General features: G+C 38.5%; 25 protein-coding genes. 19 read left to right on the forward strand and 6 right to left on the reverse strand.

Going from position 1 to position 22,256, the window contains the following annotated elements; genetic code table 11:
• Nucleotides 1–17: 17 nt before the first annotated feature.
• The 3 genes from SAR02S_RS02420 to SAR02S_RS02430 are packed head-to-tail and all read left to right on the forward strand — an operon-like array spanning nt 18 to nt 2,702.
• Nucleotides 18–260 (forward strand): twin-arginine translocase TatA/TatE family subunit, encoded by a 243-nt coding sequence (locus tag SAR02S_RS02420; protein ID WP_041956557.1) that lies wholly within the window; start codon nt 18–20, stop codon nt 258–260.
• A gap of 9 nt (nt 261–269) precedes the next feature.
• Nucleotides 270–1,856 carry an arginine--tRNA ligase gene (gene argS, locus SAR02S_RS02425; protein WP_041956558.1) on the forward strand — a complete coding sequence of 529 codons (1,587 nt, stop codon included), beginning with the start codon at nt 270–272 and terminating at the stop codon, nt 1,854–1,856.
• Nucleotides 1,857–1,865: 9 nt separating this feature from the next.
• Nucleotides 1,866–2,702 (forward strand): DNA/RNA non-specific endonuclease, encoded by an 837-nt coding sequence (locus SAR02S_RS02430; protein WP_041957259.1) that lies wholly within the window; start codon nt 1,866–1,868, stop codon nt 2,700–2,702.
• Between the two features lie 22 nt (nt 2,703–2,724).
• Here the strand turns inward: SAR02S_RS02430 and SAR02S_RS02435 are convergent, their stop codons facing one another.
• Nucleotides 2,725–3,135, reverse strand: coding sequence for a Fur family transcriptional regulator (locus SAR02S_RS02435; RefSeq protein ID WP_041956559.1), 411 nt, complete (start codon nt 3,133–3,135; stop codon nt 2,725–2,727).
• A 172-nt stretch (nt 3,136–3,307) separates the two neighbouring features.
• Here SAR02S_RS02435 and SAR02S_RS02440 point away from each other — a divergent pair, with 172 nt between their 5' ends.
• Nucleotides 3,308–4,336 carry a cytochrome-c peroxidase gene (locus SAR02S_RS02440; RefSeq protein ID WP_041956561.1) on the forward strand — a complete coding sequence of 343 codons (1,029 nt, stop codon included), beginning with the start codon at nt 3,308–3,310 and terminating at the stop codon, nt 4,334–4,336.
• A 46-nt stretch (nt 4,337–4,382) separates the two neighbouring features.
• Here SAR02S_RS02440 and nadD read toward each other — a convergent pair whose 3' ends face one another.
• A complete protein-coding gene (gene nadD, locus SAR02S_RS02445; RefSeq protein WP_041956563.1) occupies nt 4,383–5,264 on the reverse strand; it encodes a nicotinate (nicotinamide) nucleotide adenylyltransferase in 882 nt (293 codons plus the stop codon).
• Nucleotides 5,265–5,378: 114 nt separating this feature from the next.
• Here nadD and gap point away from each other — a divergent pair, with 114 nt between their 5' ends.
• Genes gap through SAR02S_RS13470 form a run of 6 tightly spaced genes read left to right on the forward strand, consistent with a single transcriptional unit; the run spans nt 5,379 to nt 10,286 of the window.
• Nucleotides 5,379–6,377, forward strand: coding sequence for a type I glyceraldehyde-3-phosphate dehydrogenase (gene gap, locus SAR02S_RS02450; protein ID WP_041956565.1), 999 nt, complete (start codon nt 5,379–5,381; stop codon nt 6,375–6,377).
• A 12-nt stretch (nt 6,378–6,389) separates the two neighbouring features.
• Nucleotides 6,390–7,589: a phosphoglycerate kinase gene (locus tag SAR02S_RS02455; protein ID WP_041956567.1), complete on the forward strand. Its 1,200-nt coding sequence runs from the start codon at nt 6,390–6,392 to the stop codon at nt 7,587–7,589.
• A 2-nt stretch (nt 7,590–7,591) separates the two neighbouring features.
• Nucleotides 7,592–8,305 carry a triose-phosphate isomerase gene (locus tag SAR02S_RS02460; protein WP_041956569.1) on the forward strand — a complete coding sequence of 238 codons (714 nt, stop codon included), beginning with the start codon at nt 7,592–7,594 and terminating at the stop codon, nt 8,303–8,305.
• Between the two features lie 11 nt (nt 8,306–8,316).
• Nucleotides 8,317–9,138 (forward strand): enoyl-ACP reductase FabI, encoded by an 822-nt coding sequence (fabI, locus tag SAR02S_RS02465; protein ID WP_041956571.1) that lies wholly within the window; start codon nt 8,317–8,319, stop codon nt 9,136–9,138.
• Nucleotides 9,139–9,147: 9 nt separating this feature from the next.
• Nucleotides 9,148–10,113 carry an ABC transporter permease gene (locus tag SAR02S_RS02470; protein ID WP_041956573.1) on the forward strand — a complete coding sequence of 322 codons (966 nt, stop codon included), beginning with the start codon at nt 9,148–9,150 and terminating at the stop codon, nt 10,111–10,113.
• A 20-nt stretch (nt 10,114–10,133) separates the two neighbouring features.
• Nucleotides 10,134–10,286 carry a hypothetical protein gene (locus tag SAR02S_RS13470; protein ID WP_198133061.1) on the forward strand — a complete coding sequence of 51 codons (153 nt, stop codon included), beginning with the start codon at nt 10,134–10,136 and terminating at the stop codon, nt 10,284–10,286.
• A gap of 53 nt (nt 10,287–10,339) precedes the next feature.
• Here SAR02S_RS13470 and nusA read toward each other — a convergent pair whose 3' ends face one another.
• Nucleotides 10,340–11,458 carry a transcription termination factor NusA gene (gene nusA, locus SAR02S_RS02475; RefSeq protein WP_041956574.1) on the reverse strand — a complete coding sequence of 373 codons (1,119 nt, stop codon included), beginning with the start codon at nt 11,456–11,458 and terminating at the stop codon, nt 10,340–10,342.
• A gap of 253 nt (nt 11,459–11,711) precedes the next feature.
• On the opposite strand from nusA, the gene SAR02S_RS02480 reads away from it, so the two are divergent.
• The 6 genes from SAR02S_RS02480 (at nt 11,712) to SAR02S_RS02505 (ending at nt 16,153) form a co-directional block, all read left to right on the forward strand.
• Nucleotides 11,712–11,954, forward strand: a complete 243-nt coding sequence (locus SAR02S_RS02480; protein ID WP_041956576.1) for an HP0268 family nuclease — start codon at nt 11,712–11,714, stop codon at nt 11,952–11,954.
• Nucleotides 11,955–11,969: 15 nt separating this feature from the next.
• Nucleotides 11,970–13,280, forward strand: a complete 1,311-nt coding sequence (gene miaB, locus SAR02S_RS02485) for a tRNA (N6-isopentenyl adenosine(37)-C2)-methylthiotransferase MiaB (RefSeq protein WP_084218444.1) — start codon at nt 11,970–11,972, stop codon at nt 13,278–13,280.
• Entirely contained in the window at nt 13,261–13,896 is a 636-nt protein-coding gene (locus SAR02S_RS02490; protein ID WP_041956578.1) for a lysophospholipid acyltransferase family protein, read from the forward strand. The genes miaB and SAR02S_RS02490 overlap by 20 nt, the downstream gene beginning before the upstream one ends.
• Before the next feature lie 124 nt (nt 13,897–14,020).
• Complete coding sequence (locus tag SAR02S_RS02495; protein WP_041956580.1) at nt 14,021–15,103, forward strand: DUF8341 domain-containing protein; 1,083 nt, start codon at nt 14,021–14,023, stop codon at nt 15,101–15,103.
• Nucleotides 15,100–15,621 (forward strand): hypothetical protein, encoded by a 522-nt coding sequence (locus SAR02S_RS02500; RefSeq protein ID WP_041956582.1) that lies wholly within the window; start codon nt 15,100–15,102, stop codon nt 15,619–15,621. Before SAR02S_RS02495 ends, SAR02S_RS02500 begins: the two co-directional genes overlap by 4 nt.
• Nucleotides 15,614–16,153, forward strand: coding sequence for a hypothetical protein (locus SAR02S_RS02505; protein WP_041956584.1), 540 nt, complete (start codon nt 15,614–15,616; stop codon nt 16,151–16,153). Before SAR02S_RS02500 ends, SAR02S_RS02505 begins: the two co-directional genes overlap by 8 nt.
• Here SAR02S_RS02505 and tilS read toward each other — a convergent pair.
• The 3 genes from tilS to panC are packed head-to-tail and all read right to left on the reverse strand — an operon-like array spanning nt 16,137 to nt 19,241.
• Nucleotides 16,137–17,162: a tRNA lysidine(34) synthetase TilS gene (tilS, locus tag SAR02S_RS02510; protein ID WP_084218432.1), complete on the reverse strand. Its 1,026-nt coding sequence runs from the start codon at nt 17,160–17,162 to the stop codon at nt 16,137–16,139. The two genes, SAR02S_RS02505 and tilS, sit on opposite strands and share 17 nt — an antisense overlap.
• Nucleotides 17,101–18,411 (reverse strand): 30S ribosomal protein S12 methylthiotransferase RimO, encoded by a 1,311-nt coding sequence (gene rimO, locus SAR02S_RS02515; RefSeq protein WP_041956588.1) that lies wholly within the window; start codon nt 18,409–18,411, stop codon nt 17,101–17,103. The genes tilS and rimO overlap by 62 nt, the downstream gene beginning before the upstream one ends.
• A gap of 8 nt (nt 18,412–18,419) precedes the next feature.
• Nucleotides 18,420–19,241, reverse strand: a complete 822-nt coding sequence (gene panC, locus SAR02S_RS02520) for a pantoate--beta-alanine ligase (protein ID WP_041956590.1) — start codon at nt 19,239–19,241, stop codon at nt 18,420–18,422.
• Between the two features lie 101 nt (nt 19,242–19,342).
• On the opposite strand from panC, the gene prfB reads away from it, so the two are divergent.
• The 3 genes from prfB to SAR02S_RS02535 all read left to right on the forward strand — a co-directional run bounded on the left by prfB (nt 19,343) and on the right by SAR02S_RS02535 (nt 22,251).
• Nucleotides 19,343–20,437: a peptide chain release factor 2 gene (prfB, locus tag SAR02S_RS02525; RefSeq protein ID WP_041956592.1), complete on the forward strand. Its 1,095-nt coding sequence runs from the start codon at nt 19,343–19,345 to the stop codon at nt 20,435–20,437.
• An 83-nt stretch (nt 20,438–20,520) separates the two neighbouring features.
• Nucleotides 20,521–20,844 carry a hypothetical protein gene (locus SAR02S_RS02530; protein ID WP_041956594.1) on the forward strand — a complete coding sequence of 108 codons (324 nt, stop codon included), beginning with the start codon at nt 20,521–20,523 and terminating at the stop codon, nt 20,842–20,844.
• A 12-nt stretch (nt 20,845–20,856) separates the two neighbouring features.
• Nucleotides 20,857–22,251 carry a YdgA family protein gene (locus SAR02S_RS02535; RefSeq protein WP_041956596.1) on the forward strand — a complete coding sequence of 465 codons (1,395 nt, stop codon included), beginning with the start codon at nt 20,857–20,859 and terminating at the stop codon, nt 22,249–22,251.
• Nucleotides 22,252–22,256: the final 5 nt, after the last annotated feature.

Below are 22,256 nucleotides of genomic sequence, written 5' to 3' on the forward strand. Positions count from 1 at the left end.
AAGACAAAGGAGAGAGTATGGGTTCATTTAGTATAGGTCATTGGTTAGTCATTTTAGCCGTTGTTGTTTTATTGTTTGGTGCTAAAAAAATACCAGAACTTGCAAAAGGTATTGGTCAAGGTATGAAAGATTTTAAAAAAGCTATCAAAGAAGATGAAGAAGTTAAAACTACTGTAGATAAAGTAGAAGCAAAACCTGAATCTGGTGCTGCACCTACGGCTACAACATCAACACCCGCAGATGAAAAAAAATCTGTATAAGGTTATGTATTGAAAAAATCGGTTATTCATGCTATTAAAGAAAAATTACAAAGAGAGTTTGTTTTAGAAAAACCTACCAACCTCTCTTTTGGTCATTATGCAACCCCTATCGCCTTTTCTCTTGCAAAGGAGTTAAAAAAATCTCCTATTGCCATTGCTGAAGAGATTGTCACACAGTTTGATACTGGCGATATTTTTCAAGAAGTCACACCTATCAAAGGGTATATTAACTTTAAGCTCAGCGAGAGTTTTTTGGATCAGTATGCTACGTGGGCGATTCAAAATGAGGCTCTTTTTGGAAAAGATGAGCAAACGGAGTCTATATTACTCGAATACGTGAGTGCCAATCCAACAGGTCCTTTACACATTGGTCATGCCAGAGGTGCCGTTATAGGTGATGCTTTAGCTCGTCTTGGAAAGCATTTGGGCTATAAAATTACTACAGAATACTATGTGAATGATGCAGGTAATCAAGTTGACCTTTTAGGCCTTTCTTTGTACCTTGCAGGACGTGAACATGTGCTTGGCTTAACGGTAGAGTGGCCAGAAGAGTTTTATCGAGGCGAATACATTGTTGATTTAGCTCACGTTGCAAAAGAAGAGCTTGGTAATGCTATTTTCGAAGATGAAGCTAACATCAAAACGCTCTCTGTGTGGGGCAAAGATAAGATGTTAGAGCTTATCAAGTCTAACCTTGCTGACGTTGGCATTGAATTTGAACAATTTGTCAGTGAAAAATCACTTTATGACAAATGGGACGAGAGCTTTGTAAAACTTCAAAAGCACGATAAAACGTATACAGATGGTGGAAAAATTTGGATTCGCTCTACAGAACTTGGCGATGAAAAAGATCGTGTGGTTGTACGAGAAGATGGTAGACCTACCTATCTTGCAGGCGATATCATCTATCACGATAATAAGTTTCAACGAGGTTATGATAAATATATCAATATTTGGGGTGCTGATCACCACGGATACATTTCTCGTGTGAAAGCAGCCATTAATTTCTTAGGGTATGATGAGCAAAAACTTGAAGTTATTTTAGCGCAAATGGTTTCACTTTTAAAAGGTGGTGAGCCTTATAAAATGAGCAAACGCGCAGGCAATTTTATTTTGATGAGTGATGTTGTGAGTGAAGTAGGAAGCGATGCCTTACGTTTTGTTTTTCTCAGTAAAAAATCAGACACACATCTTGAATTTGATATCGATGTCTTTAAACAAGAAGATAGTAACAACCCTATTTTTTACATTAACTATGCGCATGCACGGATCAATCAAATTTTTGCAAAAGCGGAAAAAAGTATTAGTGATGTACAAAACGTGAAGCTGGAAAATCTTAGCGAAGAGGCTCAAAATCTTCTCTTTAGTGCGCTATTGTTGCCAGAAGTTTTGGAAGATGCTTTTCACTCAAGACAAGTACAAAAAGTGACAGAGTACCTTAAAAATCTTGCTGCGAGTTTGCATAAATTTTACAATGAAAATCGCGTTGTTGGAAGCAGTGATGAAGAAAAACTTCTTAAGCTGTTTGCAGTTGTGGGACTTTCACTCCGTGTAGGACTTAAACTCATAGGTATTAACGCAAAAGATAAAATGTAGAGTGTGATTGTGAAAAAATTGCATTTTAGCGTTTCCTTGCTCACACTTTTATTTAAAAATCCCAAATTATTTTTGGTAGCTCTTCTTCTAGGAGGGCTATCTTACTCTTATGAATGCTTCATCGCGCGTGATACTATGTCCTTTGCAGGTATTCCTACCGCTAGAGAGAGTTCGATGCAGACCTCTACAAGAATTTTCCGAAATCACGCTTACATGGTAGGTTATTCTGATCTAAAAGGCAATCCCTTGTGGGTTGTTTATAAGTTAACAACTTCAGATGAAAATGCGCATCACCTCAAACGTCCTGATAGTTTTAGTAGTGATTGGCGCAATTTTGGGTTAATCACATCAAGCGATTATACCAATAGTGGGTATGATAGAGGTCACATGGCACCTAATCATGCGATTGCGCTTTTATATGGCAAGGAAGCTCAGCAAGAGACTTTTTTGATGACGAACATTACTCCCCAAAAACCTTCTTTAAATCAAAAACTATGGCAACACTTAGAAGCGATAGAACTAGAGACCTTCGCACCAAAATTTAAAGAGCTTTGGGTTTACACAGGGCCATTGTTTGATGCCAAAACAGTACGACTAAAAAATTCTTATTGGGTAGAAATTCCAGATGCTTTTTATAAAATATATATCGGGATCAAAGGTAATGGAGAGATCAAAACACTTTCTTTGATCATTCCGCAAAATGCTAAATCCAATGAGCGCCTTGAAAAGTATGTGGTAAGTATAGATGACGTGGAATATCGTAGTGGATTTGATTTTATACACCAACTAGATGATGATATTGAAGATAGACTTGAATCAACAATAGAGCTACAAAACTGGTTTTAAAATGCTTTACATGTAAGAAATGTTATTTCTTAGTCTGACAGGCTTGACAGGTTCCATTCATAACAATGAAGCTGTTGTTAATATGAAAGCCACTTTGAGAAGATATCGTCTCTAAAAGTGGTTTTGTCTCTACAAACATATCTTCGACACTGCCACACTCTGAGCATAAAAGATGAATGTGAGGCACTTTCTTGATTTCATATTGTTGTTTTTGCTGTGGAAGCTTGACCTCTTCTAAAATATGAAAAGAGATAAGGTCATTGATATTGCGGTAAAGTGTTGCTTTTGACATAGTAGAATATTTTTGAAAAATGGTGTCGTAAAGTGTGTCAATGTCGACATGTCCAAACTGATCGATTGAATCTAAAATAACAAGCCTTTGGTGTGTTGATTTGAGGTTGCTTGCTTTTAAAACATCTTTAAATCGATCCATTGAATACGTTTCCTTGTTATTATGATATAAAATTTTATAGGAGCTGAACTTAATAAGATATTAACTATCCTATTTATTGTCCAAAAATAATGATATATAATTCTAAATAAGATTAATTACTATTTAAGATAAATATTCATATAATTTTTCCACATCTTAAAAAGGAGTGGAAATGCAAATTTCTAAGGCATTAAGTCTTTGTGCGTTGAGTGTAACCATGTTATTTGGGGCAAATAGTTTGGTTGACAAAGTCAAGCAAAATGGGATTGAGTCAATTCCTGCAAGCCAACTGGAAATTTTAAAGTTAATTGATGATCCTAAGGATCCAATTACGGTTGCTAAAGTAGAGCTGGGCAAAAAACTCTATTTTGATCCGCGTATGTCTAAAAGCTCAATTATTAGTTGCAATACCTGTCATAATCTCGCCACGGGTGGAACGGATGGCGTTAGTGCCGCTATTGGTCATGGCTGGACTGCAAATCCGCACCATCTCAATTCTCCAACGGTGTACAACTCTGCCTTTTTTAAAGCACAATTTTGGGATGGAAGAAGCCCGCACTTAGCAGACCAAGCACAAGGTCCAGTTCAAGCAGGACCAGAGATGGCAGCTCCTCCAAAATTAGTTGAAGAGCGCATTAACTCTATTCCTGAGTATGTTGAATTTTTCAAAGGGGCATACGGAGATCATGTAAAAATCAGTTTTGAGAAGATTACTTCTACGATTGCGATTTTTGAAAAAACATTGGTGACACCATCTCGTTTTGATGATTTTATCAATGGCAATGACAATGCGCTTTCTAAAGCTGAAAAAGAAGGGCTTGAAGTCTTTATAGATAAAGGGTGTGCTAGCTGTCATAATGGTATTGCTTTAGGTGGTACGATGCAACCATTCCAAGTAGCCGGTAAATACAAATTTGCTCAAGTCGGTGATTTTGTAGGTGATAAAAACGGTATGGTTAAAACGCCAACGCTTCGAAATATCAGTGAGACTGCTCCGTATTTTCACAATGGTGCGATTTGGACGCTTAAAGATGCGATCAAAGAGATGGGAAGTACACAGTTAGGTATTAGTATCAGTGATGCTGAAAGTACGAAGATTGAGGCATTTTTGAAAGCATTAAAAGGCAGAAAGCCTGTGGTTGTTTATCCTGAGCTTCCAGAGAGCAGTGAAAAAACACCTAAACCAGACGCTAAGATTTAATGAAGTCATGCCTTCCTAGCAAAACTAGGAAGGAACATTGATACGTTTATTCTACGCCACGTACTCTTTTCATCTCATCTTCTCTCTCTTTGAGGAAAAGTTCCAAGTTGTATTTTACACGATAAACAGGTGTCATAAGGTGAATTAAAACATCTCCCATATCAATAACAGTCCAGTTATCATCAGCGTCAACATTGAGAAAATTCTCTCCAGCACCTTTTAGTTCGGTTTTAAGATGATCTAAAAGTGAAAGTCCGTGTCTCTCACCCATTGTTGTTGCAATAACAACTGTGTTGACAAAATAATCTTTACCTGTCATATCAAATACTTGTATATCTTCTGCTTTTTTGTCACTTAAAGCAGTTACGATTCTCTCTATTCTATTATCCATTGGATTCCTTGTATAAAACGCTATCACTTCATTTTCTATGGCTTTTGGGATAAATCTTCTATCCAAAAATGAGCGGAGCTTTGAAGAACTGATATTAACATTAATTGGTAAAATTTTCAAGTCTTTGGGCGGTGTAAATTCTCCACGAGGCGCTACAACAAATTCTACAAGTGAGCAAAGTTCTTCGTGACGGTTCCATTTGGGGAGTGCAGTAAAACTGTCGCTTCCAACGATCAAAAAGAGTTTTGCTTCAGGATAGAGGCTCTTTACATGTAAAACAGTTTCGATGGTGGGAACTTGCCTTTTTTGATCGCATTCATATGAAAAAATTTCTACTTTTTCCATACCTTGGAACATCTTTGAAAGCCACGCTTGGCGCATGGGAGCAGGAGCACAGAAGCTCTCTTTAAAAGGGCTAAGGTATGTCGTTACGACTAAAAGCTTGTCAATATCGAGAGTTTCAAGGGCTTTTTTGACAATGAGTTCGTGCCCAGTGTGCGGAGGATCGAAGGACCCTCCAAAAATAGCTATATTCAACTTTAGGACTCCATGGACTTTTTAAACTTTTTTATACATCATTTTTGCTAAAATAATTCGCTTTTCAATAAAAGCAAATGGACTAAAACGACTATTATATCAAAAGGAATACCTATGGCACTCAAAATTGCTATAAATGGATTTGGCCGCATTGGAAGATGCGTTGCAAGAATTATTGATTCACGAGACGATGTTGAGTTGGTTTGTGTCAACGATACGGCAGATCGTTCTATGACAAAACAATTACTCAAATACGATAGTGTACATGGTGTTTTCTCTGGAACAGTTGAGTTATTAGAAAATGATTATATGCAGATAGGAAAAGCAAAAGTTAAAATGTTTTCAACCCGTGATCCTAAAGCATTAAATTTTGCTGACTATGGTGTTGATGTTGTGCTTGAATGTACAGGTGCTCTTTTAACGCAAAAAGATACACAGGTTTTTATTGACAATGGTATCAAAAAAGTTGTTCTCTCTGCTCCAGCAAAAGACGATACACCTACTTTCGTTATAGGTGTTAATGAGCACACTTATGCAGGACAAGCCATTGTTTCCAATGCAAGTTGTACCACCAACTGTTTAGGCCCCGTAGCGAAAATTTTGGACGATGCCTTTGGCATTGACAAAGGTTTGATGACAACGGTTCACTCTTATACCAATGATCAAAATATTTTAGATGTTAAACACAGTAAAGATTTACGCCGTGCCCGTGCTGCTGCGATCAATATGATCCCAACAACCACAGGTGCTGCCAAAGCCATTGGTTTAGTGCTTCCACACCTTAAAGGACGCCTACACGGACAAAGTATACGTGTTCCAACACCTAACGTTTCGATGGTTGACCTTAATGTTGTTGTTAAAAAAGCAACGACAAAAGAAGAAGTCAATGCTCTTTTTGCTCAAAATGCGAATGGGGTTTTAAAAGGTATCTTGGAAGTGGATGTTGACCAAAGAGTTTCACAAGATTTTATGACGAGTACGTGGAGTTCAATTGTTGCGCTAGATCTCACACAAGTTATTGGTGGCGACATGATTAAAGTAATGGCATGGTATGACAATGAGTGGGGTTACTCATCTCGTTTGGTCGACATGGCTTTACATGTAAGTAAATAAAAAGGATAGGGAATGATTCGCTCCATTAGAGATTTGGATATTGCAGGTAAGAAAGTTTTTATTCGTTGTGATTTCAATGTGCCTTTAGATGAGTTCGCAAATATCACTGATGATAGACGTGTACGCTCAGCGATCCCTACGATTCGATATTGTTTAGATCATGGTTGTTCTGTTATTTTAGCAAGCCATTTGGGTCGTCCAAAAGGTGTTGTTGATGAAAAATACTCACTTGCACCGGTTCAGATGAGACTCAAACGTCTTCTGGATAAAGAGGTTGTTTTGGCTACGGATGTGATTGGTAAAGATGCCACTGAAAAAGCAGCAGCTCTGCAAGCGGGAGAGGTTTTACTTTTAGAAAATCTACGTTTCAACAAAGGTGAAACCACCAATGATGAAGAGTTTGCAAAAGCACTCGCGGACATGGCTGAGGTTTATATCAACGATGCGTTTGGTGTGTGTCATCGTGCACATGCTTCGGTTGAGGCTATTACACACTATTTCAATGAAAAAAGTTCAGCTGCTGGATTTTTGCTTCAAAAAGAGGTTGAGTTTTCTAAAAACCTTCTTCGTCGTCCAACACGTCCATTTGTTGCCGTTGTGGGTGGTAGTAAAGTCAGTGGAAAACTCCAAGCACTTGTTAATCTTCTTCCACGTGTCGATAAATTGGTTATTGGCGGCGGTATGGCATTTACCTTCCTCAAAGCACAAGGGCTGGACATCGGTAATTCTTTGGTTGAAGATGAACTCCTTGATGAAGCAAATCGCGTGATGGAAGAGGCAAAACGCTTGGGCGTTAAACTCTACTTACCTGTGGATGTTGTTGCTGCACAAACATGTTCTCAAGATGCAACGATTAAGTTTGTTACGGTTCAAGAGATTCCAAAAGGTTGGATGGGTCTTGACATTGGACCTGCAACGTCACGTTTGTTTAGAGAAGCATTGGCGGATGCGCAGACGATTCTTTGGAATGGACCAATGGGTGTATTTGAGCTTGAAAAATTCTCAAAAGGTAGCTTTAAAATGTCTCACTTGATTGCGGAAGCACATGCAACAACCGTTGTGGGTGGTGGCGATACAGCTGATGTCGTCGCTCGTGCAGGTGATGCTGATGAGATGACCTTTATCTCTACTGGTGGTGGAGCGAGCTTAGAGCTTATCGAAGGCAAAGAGCTTCCAGGCGTTAAAGTACTGAGCCAAAGTGAGACTGAGTAAGCATGATCATTGCTTCAAATTTTAAAACCAACTACACTAGAGGTGCTGCGAAGGCATTTATCAAAGAGATTCAAGCCTTTGTTTCAAAAACAAAAAGTGAACAGCAGGTACGTATTTTTGCACCCTTTACGGCATTAGACCGCTTTGATGAGGTAGCAACGCTTAAAGTAGGTGCTCAAAACTTTTATCCTGTGCAAAATGGTTCTTACACAGGTGAGATCGGCTTTGAACAGCTTGAGGAATTTAGCATTGAGACGGTGCTCATTGGGCACAGTGAGAGACGTCATATTCTCAAAGAATCTCAAAGCTTTATTGCTAGCAAATACGATTTTGCTAAAGCCAGAGATGCAGAGATTATCTACTGTATTGGAGAACCTGCTGAGATTCGAGTGCAGGGCATTGATGCAGTTATGAGTTATCTTTGGGAACAATTTGAAGGTATTGATATTAGCTACACTAAACTCATCATCGCGTATGAGCCTGTTTGGGCGATTGGTACAGGTTTAACGGCGAGTTTAGAAGACATTGAAGAGGTATTAACAAGGCTTCGTGAGAAACTCGGAGCACCTTTGTTGTACGGTGGAAGTGTGAAGGTCGATAACATTGAAACGATTTTACATGTAAACGCATGTGATGGTGTTTTGGTGGGAACCGCAAGTTGGAATGAAAAAGCGTTTTGCGAGATGATTCGCATCGCGGATACTGTAAAAAAATAAGGAGTTTGAGTATGGTCATGAAAGGCAAAAAAGGTCTTATCGTAGGGATTGCCAATAATAAATCAATTGCATATGGAATTGCTAAAGCGTGTAAAGAACAAGGTGCAGAATTAGCATTTACGTATCTTAACGAGCAGTTAGAGAAAAGGGTTCGTCCTATCGCTGAAGAGTTTGGTTGTGACAAAGTGTATGAACTTGACATTAATAATCCAGCCCATTTGGAAGCGTTAACAGCTTCATTGGAAAAAGACTTTGGAAAGATCGATTTCGTCGTTCATTCTGTTGCTTATGCTCCAAAAGAGGCATTAAGTGGTAAATTTGTTGATACGACCAAAGAGGCATTTGATATAGCACTTGGAACATCTGCGTATTCATTGGTTTCACTCTCACGTGCATGTTTACCCGTTATGAACGATAATGGTTCTATTTTGACTCTGACCTATTTAGGCGGACCTCGTTATGTTCCTCACTACAATGTTATGGGTGTTGCAAAAGCAGCATTGGAAGCCTCTGTACGTTACCTTGCCGTTGATCTTGGACGTCGTGGAATTCGTGTTAATGCAATCAGTGCGGGTCCTATTAAAACACTTGCGGCAAGTGGCATAGGGGATTTTAGAATGATCCTTAACTGGAATGAAATTAATGCACCACTTCGCAAAAATGTAACGACAGATGAAGTAGGCAATAGCGGTATGTATCTTTTAAGTGACCTCTCAAGTGGCGTAACAGGTGAGATTCATTACGTCGATGCAGGTTATAGCATCATGGGTATGGGTATGGACGAAACAGACGCTGAAGGTCATACTGTACTTGCGTGGGATATGCAAAAATAAGGAAAAAGCATGAAATTAGTACTGCAAAAATTTGGATATGTAGTACTGATGCTCTGCATTATTTCACTTATATCGTTTGGAGCCATTCATTTGGCTCCAAACTCTTTCTTTGCCAGTGGCGAACTCAACCCCAATATTACTCCCGAAGCCTTAGAGCAACTCAAACGCGTTTACGGACTCGATCAATCTTTATCGGTGCAGTTTTTTGCATGGTTTAAAGCGATGCTTCAACTTGATTTTGGGATATCTTTTGCCAGTGGGAAAGCGGTACGAGACGAGATTTTAGAGCGCCTTCCTATCACATTGTTGATGAATATCATTAGTATGATTTTAGTCTTTGTTCTAGCGCTTTACTGGGGCATAAAATCTGCCATGAAGCAAACAAGTTTTTACGATAAAAGCATTAAACAGGTTGCACTTATTAGCTATGCGATGCCTTCGTTTTACCTCTCTTTGTTGTTGGTCATTCTTTTCTCAGTGCAGTGGAAAGTGTTCCCTATTTCAGGCTTGCACTCACAAGGCATTAGTGGAAATGGTATTGCCTACATGGTGGATATGGCATGGCATTTAGCCTTACCCATCTTTGTGATGGTATTTGGCGGGCTTGGTAGTTTGATTTTGTATGTACGAAGCTTAACGCTGAATATTTTGAAGAGCGACTATATCTTTTTTGCCAAGAGTAGAGGTATTGAAGGAAGAGCACTTTTAATGCGTTTTATTTTGCCTAATCTCTCACCACCGATTGTGACGATTCTAGGGCTTTCGCTTCCAGGGCTTATTGGTGGCAGTGTGATTTTAGAGTCTATTTTTGCCATTAATGGTATGGGATTACTTTTTTATCAGAGCGCATTGAGCAGGGATTATCCTGTTATCATGGGAATACTGATTATCTCTTCATTTTTAACTTTACTGGGTAATATGATTGCCGATTTGGTATTGACAAAACTCAATCCTCATTTTAAACGCAGAGGATAAATAATTTTAAAAGGACACAAATGAAAAATATTCTTTTAGCTTTAGTAGCAGTAGTATTGATGAGTGGTTGCGCGACATGGGGCGGCATTAAAAAAGATGCAAAAGATGGTGCTGAATGGACGAAAGAGAAGATCAACCATGGGGCTGAATACGTGAAAGAAAAGACAGAATAAAGAAGAAAGAAGGTTTTACATGTAAAGCACTTAGGCTTTACATGTAAAGATGATTATAGTCCACCAAAAAGATTTTTAAGTGCGTTTGGATCGCGTTCCGCTTGATCGTCACCTGAGGTTTCATTTGGAGTAGAACTTCCTGATTCAACAAGCTCAATTTCAAATCCTGTTAGCATTGAAGTAAGACGAATGTTGATACCATTTTTTCCAATTGCTTTTGATTTTTGGTCACTTGGAAGCGTGACAATGGCTTTGCCATTTTGAATTTTAACATTGGAAATAATCGCAGGGCTAAGGGCACGTGCGATAAAAATTTCAGGAACATTTGAATACTCAATACAGTCGATATTTTCGTTATGTAACTCTCTACTTACAGCATTTATTCTCACACCTTTGGTTCCAACAGTCGCACCTACAGCGTCAATATTTGGGTGAAGTGATGTTAATGCAATCTTCGCTCTCTCTCCTGGAATTCTGGCACTTCCGATGATTTTGATCAGTTCATCTTTGATTTCAGGAACTTCGAGTTCTAATAAAGATTCTAAGAATTTAGGGCTGGTACGAGAAAGCTCTACATACATTCCTTGAGATTTATCGATAAGTACTTTACGAATAACACTCTTAACAACATTGCCGACTTTAAATTTTTCACCTTTAATACGGTTTTTACGTGGCAATACCGCTCTAATCTCATCGATCTCAATATAGGTGTTTTCATCGTTATCAACACGAGCGACGGTTCCAAAAACAGTTTTGCCTACGAGCTTTTGGTATTTTTCAAAAATATTATTTTCTAGTAATCGCTGAATGTGGTACTCAAGCTCTTTTTGAAGAGTCGCAGCAGCGGTTCTACCTAAATTGTCGAGTGGTAGTTCATAGGTAAGTTCATCACCAATTTCGATGTCTGGATCCACTTCTTTTGCATCTTTTATAGCTATAAAATTTTCATTACCGTCTAAGAGTCTTTCATCATCTGGCGTGACAACAATAACTTTTTGATAGAGTTTAAGTGTTTTCGTTGCAGGGTCAATTTCTGCACCGTATTCGTATTCTGCGCCATAAATTCGCTTTGCAGTCTTGACCAGTGCCAAAGTGACGGTATTTTTAACTTCGTTAATGTCTAACCCTTTTTCATGGGCAATAGATTCTATAATGTCTACAATTTTTTCCATAAGTTTCCTTAAAAAGATGCATATTTTTTATGTCATGTGTGATATTCGCAATGATGAAAAATCAAAATGGAAATTTAAACGATTGCGGTTGAAGAATAAGGATTATAGCTAAAATCTTCTTTTATTTTTCTTTATGTGTAGGCGATGATTTGCTTTTAATGAGGAATTTATCGAAAACAAAGTATACTTCGCGATATATCTTTGTGCGTATTGGACACACACGATAATTTTCTCGATAGAAAAGAGGTTTACGATGGAAATCAAATTAGCAAGAAATGAAATTAATGGAAAACCAAAGACAATTACATTGGACAAAGTGACTGAGATTATCGAAAAAGAGGGACAAAAGATTTTTTATTTTGATAAAGAGAACTCTCATAAAGATCTTGTAGCACTTGTTGAGCACTTTGAAGCACAAGGTTTTAGCGTCTATTTACGCGACATCCGTTATGGTTTGGGTGAGGGCGATTATATGTACGAAGTACATATTCTCTAAGGCTTGATTTTGGGTATTTCAGAGGAAAAAAAACTTTATATAGAGACCCTTGGGTGTGCTATGAATGTGCGGGATTCTGAGCATATTATCGCTGAACTTGGGGATAAAGAAAATTATGTTTTAACGAGTAATCTACAAGAAGCAGACCTGATCTTGGTCAATACCTGTAGTGTACGTGAAAAACCTGTCAGTAAACTTTTTTCAGAGATCGGCAAGTATAACCTTCAAAAAAAAGAGGGTGCGAAGATCGGTGTATGTGGTTGTACCGCAAGCCATTTGGGTAAAGAGATCTTTAGACGTGCTCCTTATGTCAGTTTTGTCATAGGTGCGCGCAATGTCTCTAAAATCTCTACAGCCGTCAATACGGAAAGATTTCTCAGTGTTGACACCGACTATGATGAGAGTACCTATGCTTTTGGCGAGTACCGTAACAGTCTTTACAAAGCGTACGTTAACATCTCCATTGGGTGTGATAAAAAATGTACTTACTGCATTGTTCCCCAAACCAGAGGTGATGAGATTTCTATTCCTGCGGAGCTTATTGTTAATGAAGCACGTAAGGCTGCTCAAAATGGAGCAAAAGAGATCTTTTTACTCGGACAAAATGTCAATAACTATGGCAGACGTTTTAGCGGCAATGTAGAACATTCTATGGATTTTTCAGACCTGCTTAATCTTATCAGTGAAATCCCAGAAGTCGAGCGTATTCGTTTTACCTCTCCTCATCCTCTTCACATGGATGATAAATTTTTAGAGACGTTTGCCAATAATCCAAAAGTCTGTAAGTCGATGCACATGCCACTGCAAAGTGGTTCAACGCATATTTTAGAGCAGATGAAACGAGGTTATAGCAAAGAATGGTTTTTAAACAGAGCTTTAAAGCTTCGTGCAATGATTCCTGATGTCTCGATCAGTACCGATGTTATCGTAGCATTTCCAGGCGAGAGCGAAGCGGATTTTGAAGATACTCTTGATGTGATACGGCAAGTAAAATTTGAGCAGATTTTTGCGTTTAAATATTCTCCGCGACCTCTTACGAAAGCGGCTGAATTTACCAATCAAATTGATTCTGAAGTTGGATCAGCTAGACTTGAGCGATTACAGCTTCTTCAAGATGAAATTTTAGATGAAATTGCAGAGAGTAAACGGGATAAAATATACCCTGTTTATATCGATGAGCTCCGAAACAGTGGCTTTTTGGCAGGACGAAGTGACAATAATGCACTGGTTCAGATTAAAGGTGATGAAAGTTTATTGGGGCAAACCATAAACATTAAAATCACCAATCCTAAACGACTCTCCCTTTATGGCGAAATTGTTCTCTAAAGAGCTTAAACGTAAACTTTTGGTGTGGATTGTTCCACCCCTTGTTTACGCATTAATCAAGCTTTTATTTTTTACATGTAAAAAGAAGTTTTATCTTCAAAACAATGGCTCGGCAACCCCTAGTATCTATGTGCTTTGGCATGGAGAGATATTGATGGCTGCGGCAGCTTATAAATATTATACAAATCGTACAGAAGCTGACACCATTGTTAGTAATCATTTTGATGGTGAATTAGTAGCACGGTTGATGCAACTTTTTGGGGGCGGAACCATTCGTGGCAGCTCTTCTAAAGGCGGCGCTTCTGTTTTACGACAAGCATTAAAGTCACTTCAAAAAGGTCGTGATGTTGCTATGACACCGGATGGACCAAGAGGCCCAAGACACACCGTGGCTGATGGTGCAGCAGCACTTGCTATGATGAAAAAAGTACCTATTATTGCGATGAGTTGTCGCCCGACATCATCTTGGAAGATGAAGAGTTGGGATCAGTTTTGCATTCCAAAACCTTTTTGCACGATAGAATTTTATTTTGCAGATCCTTTTTACGTCCATGAATTAACACTTGAAGATGCCAAAGCGTTAATTCAAAAGCGTCTGTTAGAGCACTCGGTTTGATGCAGTTAATCCAAATGGTACTGCTTTTGCTTAATATTTTACAAAACTTAAGCAAGATTAGTCTAATATATAGTACAAATTCAAATAAACACAAGAGTAGTGATGTGAACAAAGAGTCAGTAACATGGGCATAAGAACTGTTCTTCAGAAAAAATTTCAGAATCTTTTTGTTGCTGTTGTGTTAAGTGAAACAGACTGTATTCTGCGCTGCAAAGTACTTAAAAATGGTGCAATTGCAAAAACTTTTACCAAAACATTTACACTTACTTCTCCATTAGAATCACTCGATACAGCCGTTGAAAATTATTTGATGAACTTACAAGATGAGTATCAGTTTGTCTATATTGCTTTTTTACTGAACTCTTTAGGTCAAGGGGCTATTGAAGGTAGTGGTAATTCAAGCTTTAGTAAACACAATGTTGATATCCAAAATGTCCATAATGTGACACTTTACAATCAATGGTCAGCGTATGCCTCCTACATTGAAATCAAATGGGCTAAAAATCTTTTCTCAGAAGTGGGATTGGATTTTATCTATTCTCCTTTTATTATTTTAAGTGATTTTATTGTTTCTCAAAAGCTTAAAAACAAACCAACATGCTACCTTCTTAACTGTCAGGATTTCTTTGTTTTGGCTATTTTTGAAGAGAAACAGCTACATTTTGGTGCCTTTTTCAAAACACAAAGCGATACGTCATTTACGCACAATAATGATGCCAATGATTGGGAAAATGAGCATGAAGAAGAGGGTATCCTTGATTCGGAAGAGATCCCTGCTATGGCTACCGAAGAAGATGATCGTGAGCGCGAAAATGAAGGCATTGAGGAACTCAGCGAGCTAGGAGAGCTGAGTGATCTCGAAGATATTGATGATTTACGCTCCACCGACTCTTTCTCTGATATTGACGAGAAAGCAATAGGTTCGTTTAGAGGAATGGAAGGCATTAAAGAAGAAGATATTAGCTTAGAGCTTTACGGACGGGATCTTTTGGTCTATAAGTACCTTAAAACTGCCCTTGAAGAGTACTATCACAATCCATTGTATAAAAGTGAATTTATTGATGAAATTATTATCTTTGATGGTTACGAGATCAGTTCCGATTTGATTCATCAGCTTGAAGACGATCTTATGATGGATGTAGAAATTCACAAAGTGGACGTGAGTGATCGTATGTGTGACATTGCAATCAAAGAGGTTTTTAAATGAAACTAAGTTTTATTGCTCCTCGACCAAAACCATTCTTATCCCTCTTTAGTAAAATGTGGGTGGTATTTATTGGCTTGATGTCACTCTTTATGATTATTTTTAATTTCTACATTGTGATTGAGATGAGTTCCTTTAAACATGGTGTGGTTGATCTGACCAAAGAGCGTGAAAGATTAGAAATAAAAATTGATGAAGATGATGAAACAATTGGTCTTATTTTACGTCAAAAAGCCATTTCTGAAGAGATTTTTTCCAATAACACACTGCTTAAAGAGAGTATGAAAAATCTTTTTGATTTAGTACCCGATCAAATCACGCTCAAAAAAGTCCAAATGGAGCGAAACTCTTTGGTGATTTATGGTACTTCTCCCACACAAGATACCTTTAATTTCTTGTTAGCAGCACCTTTGAAATCAATTTTTCATACCAGCAATACAACTTTTTACCTCACAAAAGAGGGTTGGTATAATTTTGTGAGTATCAACAAAATTATTGGCGAGGATGGCATGCGTGAATAATTTTGATCGAAGTTTAGAAAAAATCGATATTATGAAGTTACTCATTTTTTTAATGGTCTTCATTGTTGTCACATTTACGTTTGTTTTCGTATTGATTATTCCCAATGTCAAAGAACACCGCATTTTACAAGCCGAATACAAGCGTGTTTTAGTGCATAAAACCAGAGTAGAAAATCTTTTTTATGAGCGTGAAACGGAGCTTTCAAAATTAAAAGCAGAGAACGTGCATATCATTTCTGCATTTAAACACCCTTTTACGCAAGAAGAATTTATGCGTTATGCAGGCAAGTTTTTTGCTCAAGTTTCTCTTACAGAAGTAACGAAGTCGGAGTATAAAAAAGAGTTTGTAGAGTATGAACTTAACGTTACCTCGATGCTAAAAACACCGACTAATTTCTATAATTTCTTAGAAGGTCTTAACCGTTATGACAGCATTGTTCAAGCGGATTTTCCTATTCATTTGGAATCGAGCAAAGAGAGTATTACCTCTACATTTAAAATAAAAGTCTATGATCTTAACGCAACGCGCTAGGATCAACTCCCGCAGTATATAAATAAGGACGTATTTTTGAAGGAATACGTTCTTTTCGGCACAGCTCTTTAAACTTCTTATCCATATCCTCCGTCTGGTAAGGTGCTATAAAAATCTTCTCTTCTTCAAAACAGATAGCAATTTTCCCACTGATAACACACTCTTTGGTTTTTAAAATCTCATCTCTTTGTGCTTTGGATAAAAGAACCCCAAGTTGCTTGGCTATTTTATCAATATGGCGAATGTTGATAAGATCATCACTATCTTTAGGCAACACAAAAAGGTCTTTGATGCGCATTACTTCATGGGGTAAAAGGCGTTTACGATCTTCTTTTAGGTAAGCAAAGCTTTTTGCAATTCCATCCTCATAGGCTTCAATCAGTGGCGTAGCATAAGTATGTCTAAACTGATTGCGCAGGTGTTTTAAGGAGTCATTGCTTTCATCGTTAAAGTAGTGAATGTTATGTTCTTGTAGATACGCAAGAAGTGTTTTTTTGCTTACATGTAAAAGTGGTCGGACAATGGTATAAGATTCTCTCTCTTCTACCTCTTGCATGCCTAACATTTCTACCAGTCCCGCACCTCGAGTCAGTTGCATTAAAAACCATTCGAGTTGGTCATTGAGATGATGTGCGCTCAGCAGTGTATCGTAACCCTGCTCTTGGATGATTTTCTCAAAAAAAGTGTATCGTGCTCCTCGTGCTTGATGCTCAAAATTAGATTCATCAAGTTTACATGTAAAGGTGAAAAGCTGTTTTTGATGCGTTTGTGCAAGCTCTTTAGCATAGCTCTCTTCGGCGTTACTTTGCTCTCTGGTTTGGTAGTTCACATGGGCAATATCAAAAGGGATGTTATGTTCTTTGAGTAAAAAGAAGAGGGCGGTAGAGTCTCCACCGCCTGAAAATGCCAATAGGTTTTTTGTGTGACGTAAAGACTCTAGCGTTGCTTCATGCAACTGAAGTAATGGTTGCAATGAGTTGATCTCCAGCACATTCGGTGATGGTAGCATGGTAGCATTTGCCTACTTCAATGTTTGCAACATCCGAGTCATTGACTAAGACTTCACCATCAATGCTTGGTGCCCATAAAAGCTCACGTGCGCCCATAAAATACTCATGCTCGCTGCTTTCGCCTTCCACTAAAATGATAACTTCTTTGCCAACCTCTTTTTCAAAACTTTTTTTCGTTTTGGCTTGGACGAGTTTATCCAGTTGTTTAATGCGTTTATTGATGGTTTTGGTGTCGATTTTCTCTTCCATCGCATATGCTGATGTATCTTCTTCATCCGAGTAGGCAAAGATGTTGACACGGTCAAAATCAAACGATTTGGCAAAGTCCAAAAGTTCTTTAAACTCTGCTTCACTCTCCCCTGGGTGCCCCACGATAAAACTGGTGCGAATAAAGCTATTAGGCGCTTTTTTCATAAGTTCTAACTGCTCAATAATACGCTCTTTCCCAGCGCCACGCTTCATGCGCTTAAGCATCGAATCGCTGATGTGTTGGATCGGCATGTCGAAGTAGTTATGAAACAGAGGAGAGGTGATAATACGCTCAATGAGAGCGTTGGATGTTGTCGTTGGGTAAAGATACAAAATACGCGCACTTTTAACACCTTCGATTTGCTCAACGGCATCAATGAGTTTGATAAGACCCTCTTTTTCACCCACATCACGAAGGAATGAGCTGCTATCTTGTGAGATAAAGCTAAAGTCATAAAAGCCTTTGGAAACCAGTGCTTTAACCTCTTTAATGAGCGATTCAAGCGTGCGTGAATGCAGTTTGCCTTTAAATCCAGGGATGGCACAAAAACTACACGCTTGGTTGCATCCTTCGGAAAGCTTGACATACGCATGAGCATTGGAGCCTGTAATGACACGCTCTTCTTCGTTTAGTAAGTATGTTGCTGGGCTAAAACGATTTTGACGAAGTGCAATGATCTCATCGATCTTATCATAATCACCCACACCTGTAAAAAGGTCAACCTCTTTAAGCTCTTTGGTAAGATCTTCTTTGTATCGCTCTGTAAGACAGCCTGCCATAACGAGCACAGAGCCTTTTTTGCGTGCTTCGTGGAGTGAGAAGATGGTGTTGAGACTTTCCTCTTTTGCAGGTCCGATGAAGCCACAGGTATTGACGATCAGCACGTCAGCCTGACTTGGGTCATCACACATTTCATAGGCTTGGAGTTTTCCTAACATCACTTCGCTATCAACAAGATTCTTGTTACAGCCCAGTGAGACTAAATGTAGTTTTTTCAATGTATTCCTTAAATCCATAAATTATCAATGAGGCGAGTAGTGCCAACTTTGGCGCAGACTAAAATGATAGAGTTGCCTATTTCAATGGTAGATATTGTATCAAAATCACGATTTAAAATCTCCACGTATTCTACATGTAAAGGTGACATGGTATGTAACATTTCAGCTTTAATTGTTGCAATATCGCGCTCTCCAGCGATGAGTGCATGTGTAGCAACTTTCAAAGACTCACAGAGCAGAAGTGCTTCTTTGCGCTCTTCGATATTTAGATAGACATTGCGACTGGAAAGCGCTAGACCATCATCTTCTCGCACAATTTCACAAGGGACAATTTCCAAATCCAAAAAGAAGCTTTTGACCATGTTCTGTAAAAGATAGAGTTGTTGCGCATCTTTTTTACCAAAATAGGCTCTCGTTGGTTTGGTAAGATTAAAAAGCTTCAAAACCACACGTAAAACGCCATCAAAATGACCTGGGCGGGCAAGACCTTCTAAAATGTAGGCTTTAGCACTGGGTGCAAGGATGGTTGGTTCCATATTTGAGTACATAGTATCAGAGGCAGGCATAAATAAAATCGCCACGCCTGCAAGCTCACAAATTTTAATATCAGCTTGAATTCGCTGTGGGTATTTACTAAAATCTTCCCCTTCTAAAAATTGCGTAGGATTGACAAAAACGGAGACGATGGTATGCTCATTTTCAGCGATGGATTTTTGCATCAATGAGAGGTGTCCATTGTGTAAGGCTCCCATGGTTGGCACGAATCCAACGGATCCTTGAAGCTCTCTTCTTGCTTGGGATAATTCAGTGATAGTTTTTACTATTTTCATTTTAGGCACTTTTGAGTAAAATATAATACTAGACTTCTAAGAAACGGCTCTTACGTGAGGTCTTTTAAATTGAAGCGAGTATTATAGCAAAAGGAAACCATTTGGATAGTTACGAATACACCGAACTTCTCAAAAAATTAACCACGAAAGTGGACAACATCGCGCAGATTATTAAGCCAGAAGATTTGACTTTAAGGCTTAAAGAGATTGAAACGATTGAGCAAAACCCCGAATTTTGGAACGATGCAAAAAAAGCAGCAGAGTTGCAAAAAGAAAAAACAGCACTCAATTCACTACTCAACCGTTATACCAAAGCTAAAAATGTCGTTGTAGATGCTGTGGATTTGTATGAAATGGCAAACAGTGAAAACGATGATGCAACGATTGAAGAGCTTTATAAGGATGCAGATCATCTTGAAGATCACATTACTAACTTAGAAATTGCCATGATGCTTAGTGGCGAAAATGATAATAAAAACGCCATTATCTCAATTCATCCAGGTGCTGGTGGTACTGAGAGCCAAGACTGGGCAAGCATTTTGTATCGTATGTATTTGAGATGGGCAGAACGCTTAGGCTTTAAAGTTGAAGTACTGGATTATCAAGAGGGTGAAGAGGCAGGGCTCAAAGATGTCAGTTTTATCATCAGTGGCGAAAATGCGTACGGCTATTTGAAAGTTGAAAACGGAATTCACCGTTTGGTGCGTATTAGTCCCTTTGATGCGAATGCAAAGCGTCACACTTCGTTTAGCTCTGTGATGGTTTCACCTGAGGTAGATGATGATATTGACATTGTCATTGAAGATCGCGATCTTAAAGTCGATACGTATCGCTCAGGCGGTGCAGGTGGACAGCATGTTAATAAAACCGATAGTGCCATTCGTATCACACACATGCCAACAGGTATTGTGGTACAGTGTCAAAATGATAGATCGCAACATAAAAACAGAGCAACGGCTATGAAGATGTTGAAGTCACGTTTGTATGAGTTTGAACTTGAAAAACAACAAGCGCTCAAAGATGGTGTTGAAAAAAGTGATAATGGCTGGGGACATCAGATACGAAGTTATGTTTTAGCGCCGTATCAGCAAGTCAAAGACACGCGAAGCAATATTGCTTACTCTCAAGTCAATAATATTTTAGACGGTGATATTTCAAAAATGATCGAAGATGTGCTTATCGCACAAAAGCGTTAAGAGGCTTTTTGAGTGCCCTTGTGGCTAATGTCGTCAAAAGCAGAGTTATTTTGGCGAGATCAATATATTAAAGGAAACAGAACATGCAAAAACAAGCAATCTTAACACAACTAGGTTACAGTGTCACCCCAAACGTAGAAGCGCAACTTGAGCGCGTCATCAACAATACCGTAGGTTTTGAGCATGTTGAGAAACATCTTATCACCTTGCACGATGCACTTAAAGTTCATCACTCTTTTGTGGCACTCTCTAGCAATAAAGATTACTTCAAAATCAAAAATGAAGCCACAGGCGCTGATCTCATTGACGAAGTGAATGAGTTGATTAGCAAATGGGCTGCAAAATATAAAATTACTTTGGAAAAAGTTCCTAACAAAAATACCTATTATGTCATAGGTTACAAATAACAAAGGCTCTGTATGTTTAAGACAAAATATCTGGTTATCTCAGCCGTGGTTGTAGCAGCCCTTGGGGTAACGCCACTTATCGTTTCGCAACAAGTCGATCGTACCATTGAAGCCAATAACGTCATATTCGAAAAAAATGGTTTTAAACACGAGCTTTTAAGTAAAAGTGGCTATCTAAGCGGTGTACGTACTTTTAGTCTTGAAGTAGTGGATGCTAAAAAAGCACGTGACTTTTTATTGGCTCTATTGGTTGCTAAAAATGCACAGTACAAGCTTTTTGCCGAGTCTTTGAAAGTAGAGACCGATGCAGGCATTAATGATGCCTTTAATGGTCTCAAATTCAAAGGTGAGATGACCAACTCCAATCTTTTACCAAGCGACGTGAAAGTCTCTTTGAGCCTTGCTCAATTACCAACATCGATGCAAGAAGAAATTGTCAATAATAAAGCAGCCAGTGATGCTGTTTTACCCCTTTTAGCACGCGGTGTATTGGCTGTGGATATGACCTTTAGTTCAGATCAAAAGCTGAAAACTATAAAATTTAAAGACATTAAAGAAGAGATCAAAGCGGAAGGAACAACCCTTAACATCGATACCGAAAAACAACAACTCTCCTTAAATGAGCGTGGAGGCGTTGTCCAAGGTGCTTTAGGGGTTGCTAAGCAAAATCTTGGATTAAATGGTGAGATGTTTATGCTCAAAAGCGAGCTTAAAGACTTTATCTATAATTTTACGTACAAAGATGATCTGAACAACAAAGGCGACATTAACATTGGGAAGTATGCGCTTGAAATAAACGATGAATATACCGATGTCAAATTTGATCTCGGTAGCCTCAAACTCATCAGTAGTGTTGAAGATGTCAAAAAAGATCTTCAAATTAAAACAGACTTCACCATGGATAATGTGGTATTGCTTGATAGTACCGATGATGCAAAGCTTGAAAAATTCTTTGCGAAACTCTTTTTAAGAGGACTTAACGCGGATACGATCAAAAAAGTGCAGGCAGACTACAACACATTGCTGCTTGGAACAACACCGATTGAAGATAAAGTGCTGATTGATGATTTTGTAGCACTTGTCAATCATGGTGTGAAAGTCGATCTTGGCATCGCGTTCAAAGGTTTAAGTTCTGAGATGATGAAACTCAAAGATGTAAGTGTGGATACCACTTTAGAGATTGCTCAAAATACCTACAATGATACACAGAGCCCTTTAGCGCTTGTGGGACTTTTAGACATTACTTCAAAAGTGAAAGTTCACAAAGACGATCGTGCAACACTTGAAGAAATGGAACTTATGACAGCAGAAGATTTTGCACTTGGTAAGGCTGAGGGTGATTTTTTCATCTATGAACTTTCAATGAAAAAAGGTGTTATTAGCGTTAACGGCAAAGTGATCCAGTAATTACA

This window comes from Sulfurospirillum arsenophilum NBRC 109478 (genome assembly GCF_000813345.1).
Taxonomy (GTDB): Bacteria; Campylobacterota; Campylobacteria; order Campylobacterales; family Sulfurospirillaceae; genus Sulfurospirillum; species Sulfurospirillum arsenophilum.